This is a genomic window from Bacillus sp. LL01 (genome assembly GCF_001037965.1).
On record NZ_LFEL01000002.1, the window covers coordinates 501,544 to 518,203 of the forward strand.

Sequence of the window (16,660 nt, forward strand, 5' to 3'; positions counted from 1 at the left end):
GATGGAAGACCTCCTTTTATTTTGGAAGCGGAGGGACGATTTTGGCGCCTCATTCGATGTTCGAAGGAAGCAGGTGAACTGTCCCCCCTGCTTATTCAAAGTAATATTGCTCCGTAAACTAATGCTCCCACAATTACGTATGCCGGGTGCACTTTCCATTTTTCAAGAAGAAGGTAGCTTACAATAATTAGAAACACTGTTTGGATGGTGCCGCTTGCTTCGTAGGATTCGGCGAAGAAGCGGTAGGCCATGACTCCTAGTAGGAGTGCGATGGTTGGCCGCACGTAGTTGGACATTCGTTTTACTTTTGGTGAGTCCTTGAATTTGTATAGAAGGCTCATGAGCGCGATCATCAGGATAAGTGATGGTGCGACGGTGGCGAATACGCCGACGGCTGCTCCGAGTATTCCTGCTTGCTCGTAGCCGATGTAGCCGGCCATTTTGGTTGCAATCGGTCCTGGCAAAGCGTTTCCGAGGGCGAGGACCTCACTGAATTCGGAGACGGTCAGCCAGCCGTAGCGGTGGACGACTTCGTTCTCTACAAGCGGAATGGATGCGGGGCCTCCCCCGTACCCGAGTATGCCCGGTATGAAAAAGGCGAGGAAAATCTCCCAGTAAATCATGTTTGGGTCCCTCCTTTTTCAGGTTTTGGTTTGTCTTTTTTCAGGACAGCCGCTGCGAGTAGCAGGGCAATCACGATTCCTGGATGGATTCCGAGAATCTCGATGAATAGGAAACTTGTTAGGATTAGCAGGATTGCCGCGGTCCAGCCTAGTCCTTTTTGTGATTTTGATAGAAAGTCCCAGGTCAGGACAGCGAGCAGGACGCCTACGACGGGCAGAACTGCCTTAGTCATGCCTTGCACCCACGCTTGGTCTTTGAAGCTTGTGAGGGTGGTGAGCAGGACGATCATGAGTATGATGGTCGGGATGGTGCAGGCAATAACTGCGTTCATCATGCCTGTGTAGCCGCCGACGCGGTAGCCAATGTAGCCGGCCATTTTGGTGTTGATCGGGCCAGGGAGTGTATTGGCGAGTGCAAGAATGTCCGAGAAATCGTCGTCTGATAGCCATTTGTACTTGCCCACTACCTCTTTATGTACAAGCGGGATGCTGGACGGACCTCCGCCGTAGCCGAGCATCCCGACACGGAAGAATGCGATGAATAGGTTCCATTGCTTCATGGTGTGTGATTTCCTCCTTTGATGAGGGTCAGACCCTTTTTAGTTGATTAATGCTTTAATAGAGTGAGGGTCAGACCCCTTTTACTCCTTTACCTCTTTACCCCTTTAGTAGGCTGCGATGGAGCCGTCGGTTCTTGGTTCGGTGCCGCCTGAGAGGATGCCGGTTTTTGGGTCGCGCCAGATGATTTGGCCGCGGCCGAAGCTGCCTCCGTCTAGGCTGATTTGGATGTTGTGGCCTTTGCGTTGGAGGGCTTGGGCCAGGTGTTGCGGGAAGTGGTGCTCGACGTGAACCGTTTTGTCCTCCATCCATTGCCATCTTGGTGCGTCTAGGGCAGCTTGTGGGTTAAGGTGGAAGTCGACGGTGTTCATGACGACCTGCATGTGTCCTTGTGGCTGCATGTAGCCTCCCATGACGCCGAACGGCCCGACTGCTTCGTTGTCTTTTGTCAGGAAGCCAGGGATGATGGTGTGGAATGTCTTCTTCCCTGGTGCCAGAGCGTTTTCGTGTTCAGGATCGAGCGAGAAATCATGGCCCCTGTTTTGCAAGCCGATTCCTGTTCCTGGTACGACAACGCCGGATCCGAAGCCCATGTAGTTGCTCTGGATAAAGGATACCATATTCCCTTCCCCATCGGCAGTGGCCAAATAGACGGTTCCCCCTTTTGGCGGAGTTCCCGGCTCAGGTGTGAGTGCCGTGTCGGTGATGAGATCTCTTCTTTCTTTTGCAAAGGAATTAGAGAGCAATTCTTCTGCCGTATGGGTCATGGTGGTTGAATCTGATACGTATTTTTTTGCGTCGATGAACGCCAGCTTCATGGCTTCAATCTGTTTATGATAGGTTTCGAGACTGTCGCGTTCGTTGAAGGTGTCCTCCTTCAGCATGTTGAGTGCCATAAGTGCGACGATTCCCTGACCGTTTGGCGGGATCTCCCAGACGTCGTAGCCTCGGTAGTTGACCTTGATCGGTTGCACCCATTCCGGTTGGTATGCTGCCAAGTCTTCGTATGTAAGGAAGCCGTTGTGCTGTTTGGAGAAGTCGGCAATTTTGTGGGCAATTTCTCCACGGTAGAAGGCTTCTCCGTTTGTTTCGCCGATCTGTCTCAGAGTGTCAGCGTGACCTTTGGAGGACCAGGTTTCGCCGATCTCTGGTGCACGTCCGTCTGGTGCGAAGGTTTCGAACCAGTGGGTGAACTCTTCAGTCGTGCAAAATTTTTTATAAGCGTTGTAGGCGCCCTTCCAGTACTTGCCGAGTGTTGGCGAGACTGGGTAGCCGTTTTGCGCGTAGTCGATGGCAGGCTGCAGGACTTCAGAGAGTGGCAGTTTGCCGAATTTTTTGGAAAGCTCTGCCCATGCAGATGGTGCGCCAGGGACGGTTACTGGAATGAGACCCATTTTGGGCATCGTGTCGTGGCCTCTTTCTTTTACCGCGTCGAGGGAGATGGATTGTGGTGCTGGGCCGCTTGCGTTTAGGCCGTGAAGCTCCCCTTTGGTCCAGACGAGTGCGAATGCGTCGCCGCCGATTCCGTTTGAGGTTGGTTCCACGACAGTCAGGCAGGCTGCGGTAGCGATGGCAGCATCAATGGCGTTGCCTCCTTTTTTCATGATGTCGAGGCCGGCTTGTGCGGCAAGCGGCTGGGATGTGGCAACCATTCCGTTTTTGGCGAAGACGGTGTTGCGCTGGGATGGATATGGATTGTTGAGATAGTCTAGATTGAGTGTCATTTTTGTTGTTCCCCCTATTATTTCGTTATGCGAATTAATCTCTATTATACTTAATATTCTTTATTTTTTCAAAATAAGAAATTTGGCTTTGTTGTTGGGGGTGAAATGGATTCTGGTGTTTGGGGTGTTGACGTAGTGTGGGTAGGAATCTTGGTGGTGTGTGGTGGAAAAGTATTTCAGGATGTCGGTTGTGGTGACGAGTGGGTCGTGTTTGTTGTTGTAGAGGTAATGCTTATAGCTGCTGAATGGGTAGTCTTCGGGGTTGTGAACCATTTGGGCGGCGACGGGGTTTAGGTGGATGTATTTGCTAACGTCAATCTGGTAGTCGATGTCGTGGATGAGGCTTGATTTGAACCTTCCTTCTAGGAGGTGACCGGTAAGGCGGTATTTGCTGTTGATATACTGGGCGTATTTAGTGTTGATCTTTTGCATGATAAGGCTGATGTGGGTGGTTTCGGTTTCGATGAGCAGGTGGGTGTGATTGGTCATGAGGCAGTAAGCGTGCAGTTTGAATGGGTATTTGTATTTGATTTCGAGGAGAATGCGCTTATAGGTTTGGTAGTCCTTTGGCTCGAAGAAGATGATGCGGCGGTTTCCTCTTGTTGTGATGTGATACTTGGCTCCGGGGAACCAGATTCTTGGGTTTCGTGGCATGGCGGGTGGTGCTCCTTTCGGGGGTGGGATTTTGGATTTTGGTTGTGTGTGGGAGGTTTGGTGGTGGGATGTGTAGTGCTGAGGGGTGAGGTGGTTCGACGGTGAGGGTGAAAATCCTTTGAGGGTCAGACCCCTTTTCGTCCGCCAAATTCCGACACAGATCCTTACTTTGGTTGTATTCGAGATGGAGGGGGAAATTCCTGCTGGGGTCTGACCCCTTTTTAAAAAAAGTTTTTTTGCTGGGGTCTGACCCCTTTTTAAAAAAAGTTTTTTTAAAAGACATAAAAATACCGCCAAACGGTACCTGCGTTTGGCGGTTGAGACATTCTCGTTTTTTTGCGCGTTGTGTTGTTTTGTGTATCGGTAGTGTTATTATACCCGGTTAAGCTTGGTTTTATTCCTGGTTGGAGGGGTTAGAAGCACAAAAAATGCAAAGAAAAAGAGCAGCTTTCCGGGATTTGTTTTCCCCGTTTGTAAGCTGCTCTTTGGGTCAATAGAGTTTATCGTTCTAGCATTTTATTTTATCAACAAGACTTAATATTATGTTAGATAGCTAACGGAGTTCTCTTCTTCGTCAGAGGATCCTTCGTCGCCGTCTTTGTCTTCTCCGTCTTCAGGCTTGTCTTCGCCTTCTGCTGGAGCTTCTTCTTGTTCTTGTCCTTCACCAGCTGGCTCGCTTCCTTCTTCAGAAGCTTGTCCTTCTTCCTCTAGTAGGGAAGTTACCGGTTTGTTAAAAAAGCTAATTGGATTCACTGCTACATTGTCCTTGCGGATTTCGAAATGAACATGTACTGCGTCTTTGTTCAATTGGTTTGTACCCGCTTTTGCGATTGTTTCGCCTTGTTCTACGAAATCGTTGACTTTAACTTGTACGTCAGTCAGTGATTGGTAGATTGTTTTCACACCGTCAAAATGCTCGATTTCTACGACATTTCCTAGTAATGGGTCATTTTCAACATGCGTTACTGTTCCACTTAAGGATGCTACTACTTCGAATGTTTCGCCGTCCCTCATTGCGATATCGATACCTGTGTTTGGTTGGTATCTTCCATTATACTCAACGAAAGCAGCCTCTTGCTCTTCCTTGGATCCATTTTCATCCCAGAAAGGTTTTTGGATGACAGATGAGTTCACATCTGTTACCGGCATTACAAAGTTTTCTACCGGGCTGTTAACTTCCACGGAATCTTGATCGCCGTAAGAAGTAGAAGGTCCTTGCCCTTCAGTATTATTCCCTGGATTAACATCTGTTTCACTACCTGCTTGGAACATTAAAACCGCTGTCAAAATGATTGCTGCGCACCCAAGATAGATTGCTGGGAACACCCAACGCTTTTTCATTAAGCGTTGCCAATTTGAATTTTGAGAAGTCCGTTTCTTTTCTTCCTCTCTCATTGTATCATCACCTCAGCAATCATTCTGAACAGATTCACAGAATAATATACATCCGTGCTGAAAATTTTTTTGAAATGCTTATTTTCCTTCACTGAGGCGTGTTTTATGCATGGGCTTTGAAAAAAGTTTTGGAAAGGGGTCAGACCCCGGCAGGAGCCGGGGTCTGACGGGTGAACCTATATTCGACATGAAAGAAGAAAATCCTTTGGGGGTCTGACCCCCAAAAGGTTTTTTTCTCTTTTTCTATTGCTATTGCCGCTATTGCTTCGCAGTCACTTTGTTGAGGTATTGGTCGGCGCTGGCGATCTCCACGTCTTTGTAGTAGTGGGTGATGATTTGGGTGTAGCTTTTGCCTTCTAGGGCCATGCCATTGGCACCGTATTGGCTCATGCCTACGCCGTGGCCGAAGCCCTTGGTGGTGATGACGATGTTATCTCCTTTGCGTTCCCAGGTGAAGTCGCTGGAGCGCAGCTTAAGGGTATCGCGCACTTCCCTGCCTGAGAGTTGCTTACCGTTGATATCGACGGTGCTTACTCGGTTCCCTGTCGTGCGGGAGATGATTTTCCCTACCGCACCGTCATTTCCGAGCGTCACACCAAGCTTGGATTGAAACTCTTGAATGGTCAGTGTTACTTGGCTCAAGTATTTTTCCGAATCTACATCCCATGGGCTTGCTACGCTGCGTAAGTATGGGATTTCATTTGGCCAGTATTCCTCAGAGTTTTCGGTGTAGCCGTTGCTGGTGGAGAAATAGCTTGCATCGATCGGTGCATTATTATAGGTAAGGACAGTTCCGGCCGTTTCGGCCACTGCCTGTTTTATTTTTTCTATTTTCCAGTCGAAATCATCTGCATCCCAAATTGCTTTGAGTTCTTCTGGACTTTTATACACCTGGTGTTGATCGGTATCAGTCACATCCGCACCATCGGGTGTTCCGAGCTTCTCTTCAGCTAGAAGTTGCCTTAGTATATACGTACGCGCTGCCAGTGCCTGGGCTTTTAATGCCTCAAGCTCGAAGTCGGCAGGCATTTCGGAAGCAACCACTCCGACAATATAATCTTCCAATGGAATATTCTCGATCATCTCTTGCTTGTTGCGATACACTGCCACATCAATGGGGGATTCAGCTATTTCCACTTGTGTTTGGACTTCTTGCTTCGATTGGAGTTCTTCTGCCAGTTGGCCGCTTTCCTTATCAACAAACGGCATAACTAACAATGTGGGTACCATTAATACCATGACAAATAGGACAGATGTGAGTACGATAATTGGTTTCAAGTTTCTCATAGCGCTGAGCCTCCGATAACAAAAAGTAGTAGGTTGTTGAGGGTTGGATACTGGATACCTTTACTCTTTCATTCTTATGGGAGTGGACAAGCAATTATGACTAAAAAATGGGCAGGTTTTGCGAGTTTCATACCGAGTGATGAACGAAGATATAAGGAGCAAAATGCCTACAAATTTCTATATTATATATACATAAGCTATCACTTTCTGAAAATTCACCTTTACCACCGAAAAAATTGGTCTGATAGAAAAATAGTTGGAATATTAGTAAGTAGTTAGAAAAAAAGTTCCCTGCTGGGGTCAGACCCCCGCAGGAATTTCCGCACTTATGTCGAAGTCTCCGAAGGTTCCAAAAAAACTTCAAAAAAGGGTCAGACCCCTAAAGGAGTCTGACCCTTGATGTAGAATATAAATATATGATTGGCTATTTTGGTGTGTTTAGGCTTCTTTGATTTGCTCTAGGATAACTGTTTGTTCTTGATCCATTGAGCTTACTCGTTCGATGTCTGCACCTAGTGCTGCCAGCTTGTTGTGGAAGTTGACATAGCCACGATCTAAGTGTTTCAGTTCGGTTACTCGAGTGTATCCGTCTGCAATTAATCCCGCCAAGGTTAATGCTGCTGCTGCACGTAGGTCTGTTGCCGCCACTTCTGCGCCTTGTAAGCTCGATGGGCCATTGATGACAACGGAACGTCCTTCGATTTTAATGTCGCCGTTCATACGACGGAACTCTTCAACATGCATGAAGCGATTTTCGAACACTGTTTCGGTGATCATGCTAGTGCCTTCTGCCGCTAATAATAAGGACATCATTTGGGATTGCATATCAGTCGGGAATCCTGGGTGAGGCATCGTTTTGATGTCAATCGACTTCAGCTTCTCCGGTCCGATAACGCGTAATCCGTTTTCAACTTCTTCAAACTTAACGCCCATCTCTTCCATTTTGGCGATTAAAGAGCTGGAATGTTCCGGCACTGCGCCTTCAACGATAACGTCTCCACCTGTGATTGCAGCTGCTACCATGAATGTGCCTGCTTCAATGCGGTCAGGGATGATGTTATGTTGGCAACCGTGTAATTCGGAAACCCCTTCAATTCTGATTGTTCCAGTACCTGCTCCACGAACTTTCGCTCCCATGGAGTTCAAGAAGTTCGCCAAGTCTACGATTTCCGGTTCTTTTGCAACGTTTTCCATGATTGTTGTACCTTCAGCAAGAGTCGCAGCCATCATGATGTTTTCCGTTGCTCCCACACTTGGGAAATCAAGATATATTTTCGCGCCTCGTAATCTTCCGTCTACTTCGGCATCGATATAACCATTTCCAACTTTTACTTTCGCACCCATCGCTTCGAATCCTTTTAAATGCTGATCGATTGGTCTTGAACCAATTGCACAGCCTCCAGGTAAAGCAATTTGCGCTTTTCCGTTACGTGCAAGCAATGATCCCATTACCAATACGGATGCACGCATTTTTCGTACATATTCAAACGGTGCTTCTGTGTGAAGCTCTCTTGTTGCATCGACAATTATACGATTATTTTCAAAATCAACATCGGCATTTAAATAACGCAAAACCTCGTTAATCGTATAAACGTCGGAGAGCTCAGGTACATCTAAGATTTCGCATTTGCCTTTGCTAGCTAATAAAGTTGCGGCGATGACAGGTAGTACTGCATTTTTTGCACCTTCTACTTTCACAGTACCCTTTAACCTTTGTCCGCCGCGGACGATGATTTTTTCCAAAACGTTCCCCTCCGCGTCTTATATTCTATATATTAATATTCAACAGTAATAATTGGCGTGCCTACAATCACGGTAGTCTTATCGCCCATTCCTTGAGTTCGTAGCCCGATTTGTAAGTTCATCTTTCCCTGTTGTGTCGGAAGAACATTATTCCATGCTTCAGTATATGCTGAAACGGAAACAAAGGTATCTTCCTGAATCTCTTCAACTATTTGTGCTGAAAATGAGTCTAGCAAAATATTTGTCGTATTTTGCAAACCACCTTCCATTTTAGCACTGAAATCGCCGATCATACAACTAAATATTTCAAAGTCTCCCTGAGAAATACTGGTAACATTCGAATGGAAATTGTTTATTATCTCTGTTGCTGAGTCATCTTGCCAGCCAAACCCTGTGACCTCATATAATAGATACGAGCTTGGGGATGTCTTTGTGTGGGTGGTGATGAGCTGAAGGGTCTCTTCTTGTTTAAGTAAATCATTATAATAAGTCCCAACTGCCTTCCATTGATCCTCTTCTTCCATCACATTCCAACTAAGATGGCCCATATTCTGTTTTAACCGATTTATCTCTTTTTGAAAAGTGACTAAATCCCTAATTTTATAGACGTTCATCCGCCCATAAAGTTTCCATTCCTGAACATTTATTTTCTCCTTTTGAAAAACTTTTGCGATTTCGAGTATCTCAGTACTGATATCGTTTGGTAATTGAGCTCTGCTTCTTTCATTCCCAAGAATTACCCCTGTAAAACATATTAATAAAATAAAAAATAGTCCTAGCAATCTATTAATAACAAAAGCCCACTTCTTTTCTGCATATTTAGTATTAGTTATTACGCCCTTTGTATTATTATCCTTCACACGCATATCCCCCACGCCCCTTTGCTTGTTAGTAACCAGTGTGGCCAGGTTGGGAGTGAGAGATACATAGGTTTGTTCGTCAATTTTTTTGTGAAAAGGGGTCAGACCCCGGCAGGAGTCTCTGGGTGGATGTCGAAACTGGTCGCCGAGGAGGAAAAAAGAAAAAAAAGGGGGTCAGACCCTCGCAGGAGTTTTGCGATGGATGTCGAAAAAGCTAGGTTTAAATATTTTGAGGCTTTTGGTTTTATTAGAAGTTGGTAATTGGGTTTTGTTTTTGTTTTTTTGGTTTTTGGAGAAGGAATTCGAGTGGTTTTTGGTGCTTTAGAGGCCAGAAAAAAGAAAATACCCATAGGAAAGTGGGTATTTTACGAGATTGATTTATGCAGGTTGGCTGGTGGAGAGGCGATTCGGCGAATATTTTGATATTCCAGCGAATTTTCTATTTTTTCAGCGTTAATTTAAATAATTCAGCGAAAATGTAGATAATTCAGCGTTTTTTCATTTATTCCAGCGAAAACGTCTAATGATTCAGCGGACACCAGAACGGGCGGCTTCTCGCCGTGAGTGAGTTAGGTGTTGCAAGTGAGCAAAGAACCAGCCCCCCTGTTTTCCAATCTTTCTAAACCAGCCCTTTAACTCCTCCCCTACCAAATCATCGGCAACCTCTGTGACAGGAACAAATAGTCTAAAAAGAAATTACTTACTGAAGAGCCGATGGCAACGGTGACCAAAATAAGCAGAAGTCTGACCTGGACGACTTTTTTCGGTTTCATCCATTTTTCGTATTGTACGGCTTGGAGTGCCCACCAGGTGATACTGATGAATAGTAGGTGTGAGATGATGCTGACGAGTGCTTGTACTCCGATATCGATCATGGCGAATTGCTGCCTCCTCTATATTTTTAATTAAAAGTCTGGGTGTACGCCGCTGGTGATTTCCGCGCTAGGCTTCGCTTTCCGCGGGACGGTGCTTGAGCCTCCTCACAACGCTTCAGGGGTCTCAACCAACCGTTACTCCCCCACAGGAGTCTCCGCCTTTCGCTCCAATCACCAGCTCCATATACCTTATTTCAATAGTTTCTTCCTATAATAATACACGAAAAAGAAGGAGCTCCCCAACTCCTTCTTTTCTATTAAATCATATACCCCTTATATGTGACAAACCTCAGAATCAGTGGTTCTTGTCGGTTTCAAAGATATCCAACAGAATGTCAAAATTGTTCCCAAACATGTCCATGGCAAGGCCTGGAAGGATACCTAGCACCAATGTTCCAACCGCGCACACCAGCACTGTGATCCAGATTCCAATGGGAACGTGGATTTTTTCTTGGCTTGCTGCCGGGCGGAAGAACATTTGGGTCATGATACCGAAATAGTAAAAGTATGAGACGACGGTAGTTAGGATTAAGACCGATGCAAGTACGTATGCGTTGTTCGGTTCTGATATGGCACCGACGAAAATTGATAGTTTTCCAATGAATCCGGCTGTACCTGGGATTCCGGCCAAAGACAGCAGGAATACCGACATCAACACAGCAAGCAACGGTGACCGTTGGTATAGACCGGCAAACCGGCTTATATCCTCGGAGTCATCACGCGCTGTCACGACTTGCAATACCGCTAACGCCCCAATGTTCATGAACAAATAAGCTACTAAATAGAACCACATGGCTTCGAAAATGAAGATGAAATTGATGGTTGCCAAAGGTACTAATAGATAGCCGGCGTGCGCCACTCCCGAGTAGGCGAACATGCGCTTGACGTTGCGTTGACGCAGTGCGACGAAATTTCCGATGATCATGGAAGCAACGGCCAGCACGGCGATGAATTCACCCATGGAGAACAACATGGACGAGCCTTCTGCTGCCTTCGTTGGGAAGAACAATGTAACAAACAGACGCAGGACGATGATGAAGCCTGCTGTTTTGGATACGACTGCAAGGAATGCTGTTACCGGTGTTGGCGCGCCTTGGTAGACGTCCGGTGCCCACATGTGGAATGGTGCTGTTGCAAGCTTGAAAGACAAGCCGACGAACATCATCATGAAGGCGATGACCAGCAGGAACTGCATGTCGCGTGCGTTGATTTGGGCAAGTGTCATCCACATTTCCTGCAGGTTGGTCGTGCCGGTCAGACCGTACACGTAGCTCATCCCGAACAGGGTGATGGCGGTGGCAATTCCGCCATTGATGACGTATTTCATGGCCGCTTCGTTGGATTGCATATTCTTTTTGCGAAGGCCAGCCAATACATATGAAGCCAAAGACAACAGCTCAAGTCCGATGAAAAGTGTGATCAAATCGCCGCTTGAAGACATGATCATGGCTCCGAGTACGCCGAGCAGCAAGAGGTAGAAGAACTCCCCTCTGTACTCCTTCAATCCTTCTTTCGGCTCGTAGCTGATGGCCATAAGCATGACGAACGCGGCTCCTACTAGGATCAGCGTTTTGAATGCCATCGCAAAGCTGTCGAGTCGGTATGTTTCATATAAAATCGTGGTGACTTCCGTCGGCCCCTTGTCGTACATGCCCACCAAAAATCCGAGGGCTGTTAGGATGCTGGCGAATCCGAGCCATCCGAGCAGTCTCCGATCTATTTTTTTCGGTAAAAATAAGTCCAATAGTGAGAGAAGGGTTGCTACACCAAGGATGATGAATTCTGGTGCCATGACACTCCAATCAAAGCTGAGTAAGGTTTCTAAATCCATCTCCTATCACCCTCCTATCCCTAAAATGATGGCGTTGATGGTGTCTTGCAGAGGTTGTGCGAGAATGCTCGGGTAGACTCCGATCAGGACGATGAAGAATAGCATGGCAAACACGGGAATGTATTCGACTCCGCGGAGGTCGACGACTTTTTCGCCATAGCCTGCCGCTTTGGTCCCGAATGTCATTCCAAGCACAGCTCGCAGCAGGTACGCCGCTGTCAAAATAATACCAAGTGTTCCGACTGCCGCAACGACTGGCATTTCACGGAAAAGCCCCATGAAGGCAAGAAATTCGCTGACGAATCCCGACATCCCCGGGAGACCGAGTGATGCCATGGCTCCGACCAGGAAGAATCCTGCAGTCAACGGCATCGCTTTGGCAAGGCCGCCAAGTTTTCCGATGTCGGTTGTTCCGGTGCGTTCGTACATGACTCCGATTAAAAAGAACAGGAGTGCCGCGATGAAGCCGTGGGAGACAACCTGGAAGATCGCGCCTTGGATTCCCGCTTCGTTTAGCGCTGCAAGGCCGATCAGGACGATTCCCATATGCGAGATACTGGAATATGCCAGCACCATTTTGAAATCTGTTTGGATGAGTGCGAGGAACGCTCCGTAAAGGAGATTCACGACACCCAAGATTGCTAGAATGAATGCGAGCTGGTCGAATTGTTCCGGGAAGATTCCGACACCGAAACGGATGAGACCGAATGCCCCTATTTTCAAAAGGACGCCGGCATGCAGCATCACGATGGATGGCGGTGCTTGAACGTGCACTTTCAGCATCCAGCTGTGCAGTGGCACGATCGGCAGCTTGACTCCGAATGCCACGAGCAATGCAATGAGTAGCCCCATGCGTAGGTCATCTGAAACCTCGCCAAGGAACATGGCGTCACTGTTGCCTGTGAACATGGCCGTGATTTCTGCTATGTTCATCGTTCCTGTTTTTGCAAAAAGGACGACAAACACGATTAGCAGGATGGCTGAACCCAGTCCGTTATAGATTAGGAAACGGTAGGCCGCGCTTTCTTTTTCAAAATAGCCCCACTTCCCGATTAGGAAGAACATCGGGATCAGGGTGAGTTCAAAGAAAAAGAAGAATAAGAGCAGATTTTCCGCTGCAAAGACACCTAGCATCCCGATTTGTAAAAGAAGGAAGAGGATGAAGTAGCCTTTCCATTCTTTTTTGATATGGACAGATGCGATTGCTGCAAGCGTGGAAAGGACTGCCGTCAACAGGATCATGACAAGCGAGAAGCCGTCGATTCCAAGCTCGTAGGAAATCGGTTGGTACACCTGGGAACCGTAGATTTGCTTTGTCAGTCCTTGGTTGCCGAACGTGATCCATTCGTGTTTTACTGCGAACTGCTCGAGTCCTGCTCCCGCCTTGTATTGCCAGAACGCGATGAGCGCTAGCACCAACGATGGCAGGGTTGCGAGGAAACCGACAATTTTGATGGATTCCACATTTGTTTTTGGTGTAAAAAGAAGTACTAAGATACCTAAAAGAGGGGCGAAGATCAAGGCTGTCAAGAATAAGCTATTCATCCGATGTACCCCCCTGTAAAGACGAAAATGATGATGAGAATGGCGAGACCGACAAACGCTACGGCTCCGTAGGTCTGGGTTTGGCCGTTCTGGACTTTGGCTCCGAGTCTACCGATTTGTTGGGACGCCGCGGCGATTCCCTTCATCGTTCCGTGGACAAGGAACTCGTCGATGTATTTCAGAAAAAGGCTGATGACGCGTGATCCATAGACGAACGTCATCTTATAGAATTCATCGACAAAGTACTTATTGCGTAGAATCCCGTAAAGATGTGGTGCTCCCTGGCTGAACGTTTCGCGTTGAATCGAACGGCGATAGTAAACCAGGTAGGCGATTCCGATTCCGGCAGCCGAGACGAGAATGGCGGCGACCATGATCCAGAGCGGGCCTTCAATATGGGACGGTCCGTACATGGTGGTCCCTTCTGTCAGCCAGTCACCAAGGAAATGGCCGAACCAAGGTGTGTTCATGTACCCGGCCACCACGGCCAACACGCCAAGCACAATCAACGGAATGGTCATGACGGACGGTGACTCATGGGCATGGCTCTGGTCCCCGCGTGCCTCGCCCGTGAAGACAAGGAAGAACAGGCGGAACATATAGAATGCCGTGAAAAAAGCGGCGATTAGTGCCAGTAAAAATAGGAATGGATTACCGTTCACCCAGGCGGCAATGAGGATCTCCTCTTTGCTGAAGAACCCGGAGAACAGCGGAACTCCTGTGATGGCAAGGGTTCCGATTAGAAACAGGATTCCTGTTGTGCGCATCTTTTTCCAAAGTCCGCCCATTTCGTCGATATTTTGCGTATGAACGGCATGGATGACGCTACCTGCTGCAAGGAACAGCAATGCTTTGAAGAATGCGTGTGTGGTGAGGTGGAAAACCCCTGCCACATAGCCTGCCGAGCCGAGTGCCAGCATCATGAAGCCAAGCTGACTGACGGTGGAGTAGGCTAGTACTCTTTTAATATCCTTTTGCACAAGGCCGATTGACGCCGCGAAAATCGCGGTGAACGCACCAACGATGGCGACGGTCATAAGCGCTGTTTCACTGGCATTGAATAGCGGGAACAGGCTTGCCACTAGATACACCCCTGCTGCAACCATTGTCGCGGCGTGGATAAGGGCGGATACCGGTGTCGGACCTTCCATCGCATCCGGTAACCAGGAGTGTAATGGGAATTGACCCGATTTCCCCATCGCCCCTATGAAAATAAGGATGGCAATGAGGGTCAGCATGCCGGCGGATATTGCGCCTGCTTCGACTGCGGCAAAAATCACATCGTATTCGAAGCTGCCGACCTGCCAGAATAATAGGATAATCCCGATGAATAACCCGACATCCCCGATACGCGTCATGATGAACGCTTTTTTGGCAGCGGCTTTTGCTTCATTTTTATAAAAATAGAACCCGATGAGCAAGAACGATCCTACTCCAACAAGCTCCCAGAAGATGTAGAGCTGAAGCAGGTTCGGTGACATCACTAGTGCCAGCATGGCAAAGGTAAACAGGCCTAGGTAGGCGTAGAACACGTGGAAACGGTCGTCTCCGTTCATGTAACCTTTGGAATAGATATGTACGAGTAAGCTGACAAGTGATACTACGACAAGCATCAGGGCGTTTAATTGATTGATTTCATATCCCGCCGTCAGGACGACGTTTCCTATTTGGAGCCAGTCGAATGTGGCTTTAAAGGTTGGTGCTGAAAACCGCTCCCAAAGTGCCATGAGGGAAAAGATGAGCGACAGACCGATTAGTGCGGATCCAAGTAGTGCGCTCGATTCTTTCATTCTTTTGCCGACAAGCAGTAGTAGGATAAAGGAGATCAGCGGAAAAAGCGGGATGATCCAGGCATTTTCCATCATCGTATCAAGTCCCCTTCTTTTACGCAGGTTTGTGTTTGTTGGCTGCGTTTTTGTGCAAGCTGAGTTGGTGCTTGCGGAGGTAGAGTTTATTTTTGTAAGGCAACCAAAAAGCTTTGTTGTTTGGTGACCTCCCAGATGATTTGCGTTTCGGGTATTCGCTTTCCATGGGGCGGTGCTTGAGCCTCCTCACTTCGTTGCGGGGTCTCAAGCTACCGCTATCTCCCATAGGAGTCTCATACCCTACACTCCAACCATCTGGGGAAACTGGTGTGCATTTCTGGCTTCACCTTTTTCTAAAACTCAACTGAAAATTACTTTATACGCGGCTGTTGATTTGCGCAAGAAGCTTCGATCAACAGCTTGGTTGTTTCGCTAGTTTTTCAACGTATTCATTTCGTCGATATTGACGGTGCGTCGGTTTCGGTAGAGGGCTATGAGGATAGCCAGGCCGACTGCGGCTTCTGCTGCTGCGACGGTGATGGTGAACAGGGAGAATACTTGCCCTGTGATGGACGGCGCGATGCCGAATTTGCTGAATGCGACAAGGTTGATATTGACGGCGTTCAGCATGAGTTCGATACAGATCAGGACGATGACGGTGTTGCGTTTGGTTAGTGCCCCGTAAAGTCCGATACAGAATAATATTAGTGCTAGTACTAGGTAGGCTGATAATGGAACTCCATTCATTCCTTGGTCGCCTCCTCTTTAACAACTTCTGCGTCTTCGTCATCTCGTCTTGCCAGGATGATCGCTCCGACAAGGGCCACGAGCAGTATAACCGAGGTCAGTTCGAATGGAATGACGTATTTGGCATAGATGGCCACCCCGATTTGTTCGGTGTTGTTTACATGCAGGTCGGCTGATTCTTGTGATCCCAGGTCAAGGCTGTAGAGTCCAAAGTACATGACTGCAGCAAAGCCGAGGACTCCTGCTCCGACGAGTATTTTACGGCCAAGTCCTGATGTTTCGGATTCGTCGTTGTGACGGGTTAGCATGATTCCGAATAGCATGATGATGGTGATGGCTCCGGAATAGATGAGAATCTGGACAGCCGCTACGAATTCAGCAGAGAGCATGACATAGATGCCGGCGATGCTGATGAAGGTGAACACAAGGGAAACGACCATGTGGACGACTTTCGTCAGGTTGAGCATGAGGACTCCACCGGCGATCGCAGCGATTGCTAGGAATAGAAATGCGATAAATTCACCGGAAATGGTCATGCCTTGTTCTCCCTTCGGATGTTCGTATCGTTTTCATCGAGCCATTGCAGGTCTTTGAAAAGTCGATCTCGGCTGTATTCGGCAAGCTCAAAATTATTGGTCATAATGATGGCTTCGGTCGGGCAGACCTCTGTGCAGAGATCGCACAGAATACAGATTTCAAAGTTGATATCGTATGTGTCGATGATTTTCCCTTTTTTCGTCGGATCCGGATGTTTTTTCCCGGTAAGCTGGATGCAGTCTGTCGGGCAGATGTTGGCGCACTGGTTGCAGACGATGCATTTTTCCGGGTAGAACTTCTGGATGCCGCGGAACCGGTCCGGTAGTGGGAGCGGCTCGTTCGGGTAGTCATAGGTCACTTTTTTCTTCGTCAAGTTTTGTAGGGTATATTTTAAACCTTTTGCAAGACCGCGCATTTCGTTTCACCCCTATTCTTCCGTTACCCCTTTAGTAATGAAAGTGAGTTTTTGTTATTGC

The 16,660-nt window shown here is 47.6% G+C and carries 15 protein-coding genes; all 15 read right to left on the reverse strand.

What is annotated here, in order from left to right:
• Nucleotides 1-95: 95 nt before the first annotated feature.
• Complete coding sequence (locus AB685_RS08855; RefSeq protein ID WP_047970217.1) at nt 96-623, reverse strand: chromate transporter; 528 nt, start codon at nt 621-623, stop codon at nt 96-98.
• Nucleotides 620-1,183 (reverse strand): chromate transporter, encoded by a 564-nt coding sequence (locus AB685_RS08860; protein ID WP_047970218.1) that lies wholly within the window; start codon nt 1,181-1,183, stop codon nt 620-622. The genes AB685_RS08855 and AB685_RS08860 overlap by 4 nt, the downstream gene beginning before the upstream one ends.
• A 105-nt stretch (nt 1,184-1,288) precedes the next feature.
• A complete protein-coding gene (locus AB685_RS08865; protein ID WP_047970219.1) occupies nt 1,289-2,905 on the reverse strand; it encodes a gamma-glutamyltransferase family protein in 1,617 nt (538 codons plus the stop codon).
• 60 nt (nt 2,906-2,965) lie between these two features.
• Nucleotides 2,966-3,559, reverse strand: a complete 594-nt coding sequence (locus AB685_RS30245; RefSeq protein WP_082153566.1) for a transposase — start codon at nt 3,557-3,559, stop codon at nt 2,966-2,968.
• A 540-nt stretch (nt 3,560-4,099) separates the two neighbouring features.
• Nucleotides 4,100-4,954: a M23 family metallopeptidase gene (locus AB685_RS08880; protein ID WP_047970222.1), complete on the reverse strand. Its 855-nt coding sequence runs from the start codon at nt 4,952-4,954 to the stop codon at nt 4,100-4,102.
• 258 nt (nt 4,955-5,212) lie between these two features.
• Complete coding sequence (gene spoIID / locus AB685_RS08885; RefSeq protein ID WP_047970223.1) at nt 5,213-6,241, reverse strand: stage II sporulation protein D; 1,029 nt, start codon at nt 6,239-6,241, stop codon at nt 5,213-5,215.
• A 438-nt stretch (nt 6,242-6,679) separates the two neighbouring features.
• Nucleotides 6,680-7,984, reverse strand: coding sequence for a UDP-N-acetylglucosamine 1-carboxyvinyltransferase (murA, locus tag AB685_RS08890; RefSeq protein WP_047970224.1), 1,305 nt, complete (start codon nt 7,982-7,984; stop codon nt 6,680-6,682).
• Between the two features lie 32 nt (nt 7,985-8,016).
• A complete protein-coding gene (locus AB685_RS29710; protein WP_053073768.1) occupies nt 8,017-8,844 on the reverse strand; it encodes a YwmB family TATA-box binding protein in 828 nt (275 codons plus the stop codon).
• Nucleotides 8,845-9,488: 644 nt separating this feature from the next.
• The gene (locus AB685_RS08900; RefSeq protein ID WP_047970225.1) at nt 9,489-9,719 is read right to left on the reverse strand and encodes a DUF1146 family protein; all 231 of its coding nucleotides are present in this window, start codon (nt 9,717-9,719) and stop codon (nt 9,489-9,491) included.
• A gap of 295 nt (nt 9,720-10,014) precedes the next feature.
• Entirely contained in the window at nt 10,015-11,550 is a 1,536-nt protein-coding gene (nuoN, locus tag AB685_RS08905; protein ID WP_047970226.1) for an NADH-quinone oxidoreductase subunit NuoN, read from the reverse strand.
• 6 nt (nt 11,551-11,556) lie between these two features.
• Nucleotides 11,557-13,095, reverse strand: coding sequence for an NADH-quinone oxidoreductase subunit M (locus tag AB685_RS08910; protein ID WP_047970227.1), 1,539 nt, complete (start codon nt 13,093-13,095; stop codon nt 11,557-11,559).
• Nucleotides 13,092-14,960, reverse strand: a complete 1,869-nt coding sequence (gene nuoL / locus AB685_RS08915; protein WP_047970228.1) for an NADH-quinone oxidoreductase subunit L — start codon at nt 14,958-14,960, stop codon at nt 13,092-13,094. Before nuoL ends, AB685_RS08910 begins: the two co-directional genes overlap by 4 nt.
• Before the next feature lie 372 nt (nt 14,961-15,332).
• The gene (gene nuoK / locus AB685_RS08920; protein ID WP_047970229.1) at nt 15,333-15,647 is read right to left on the reverse strand and encodes an NADH-quinone oxidoreductase subunit NuoK; all 315 of its coding nucleotides are present in this window, start codon (nt 15,645-15,647) and stop codon (nt 15,333-15,335) included.
• Complete coding sequence (locus AB685_RS08925) at nt 15,644-16,183, reverse strand: NADH-quinone oxidoreductase subunit J (protein WP_047970230.1); 540 nt, start codon at nt 16,181-16,183, stop codon at nt 15,644-15,646. Before AB685_RS08925 ends, nuoK begins: the two co-directional genes overlap by 4 nt.
• Nucleotides 16,180-16,599, reverse strand: coding sequence for an NADH-quinone oxidoreductase subunit NuoI (gene nuoI, locus AB685_RS08930; protein WP_047970231.1), 420 nt, complete (start codon nt 16,597-16,599; stop codon nt 16,180-16,182). The genes AB685_RS08925 and nuoI overlap by 4 nt, the downstream gene beginning before the upstream one ends.
• Nucleotides 16,600-16,660 lie beyond the last annotated feature (61 nt).

What these genes read in the sequence shown, in the direction of transcription:
- AB685_RS08910 (WP_047970227.1), bottom strand. Translation starts at nt 13,095, where the DNA reads ATGAATAGCTTATTCTTGACAGCCTTGATCTTCGCCCCTCTTTTAGGT.
- nuoK (WP_047970229.1), bottom strand. Translation starts at nt 15,647, where the DNA reads ATGAATGGAGTTCCATTATCAGCCTACCTAGTACTAGCACTAATATTA.
- AB685_RS08860 (WP_047970218.1), bottom strand. Translation starts at nt 1,183, where the DNA reads ATGAAGCAATGGAACCTATTCATCGCATTCTTCCGTGTCGGGATGCTC.
- AB685_RS30245 (WP_082153566.1), bottom strand. Translation starts at nt 3,559, where the DNA reads ATGCCACGAAACCCAAGAATCTGGTTCCCCGGAGCCAAGTATCACATC.
- AB685_RS08865 (WP_047970219.1), bottom strand. Translation starts at nt 2,905, where the DNA reads ATGACACTCAATCTAGACTATCTCAACAATCCATATCCATCCCAGCGC.
- spoIID (WP_047970223.1), bottom strand. Translation starts at nt 6,241, where the DNA reads ATGAGAAACTTGAAACCAATTATCGTACTCACATCTGTCCTATTTGTC.
- nuoL (WP_047970228.1), bottom strand. Translation starts at nt 14,960, where the DNA reads ATGATGGAAAATGCCTGGATCATCCCGCTTTTTCCGCTGATCTCCTTT.
- AB685_RS08880 (WP_047970222.1), bottom strand. Translation starts at nt 4,954, where the DNA reads ATGAGAGAGGAAGAAAAGAAACGGACTTCTCAAAATTCAAATTGGCAA.
- AB685_RS08925 (WP_047970230.1), bottom strand. Translation starts at nt 16,183, where the DNA reads ATGACCATTTCCGGTGAATTTATCGCATTTCTATTCCTAGCAATCGCT.
- nuoN (WP_047970226.1), bottom strand. Translation starts at nt 11,550, where the DNA reads ATGGATTTAGAAACCTTACTCAGCTTTGATTGGAGTGTCATGGCACCA.
- nuoI (WP_047970231.1), bottom strand. Translation starts at nt 16,599, where the DNA reads ATGCGCGGTCTTGCAAAAGGTTTAAAATATACCCTACAAAACTTGACG.
- AB685_RS08855 (WP_047970217.1), bottom strand. Translation starts at nt 623, where the DNA reads ATGATTTACTGGGAGATTTTCCTCGCCTTTTTCATACCGGGCATACTC.
- AB685_RS08900 (WP_047970225.1), bottom strand. Translation starts at nt 9,719, where the DNA reads ATGATCGATATCGGAGTACAAGCACTCGTCAGCATCATCTCACACCTA.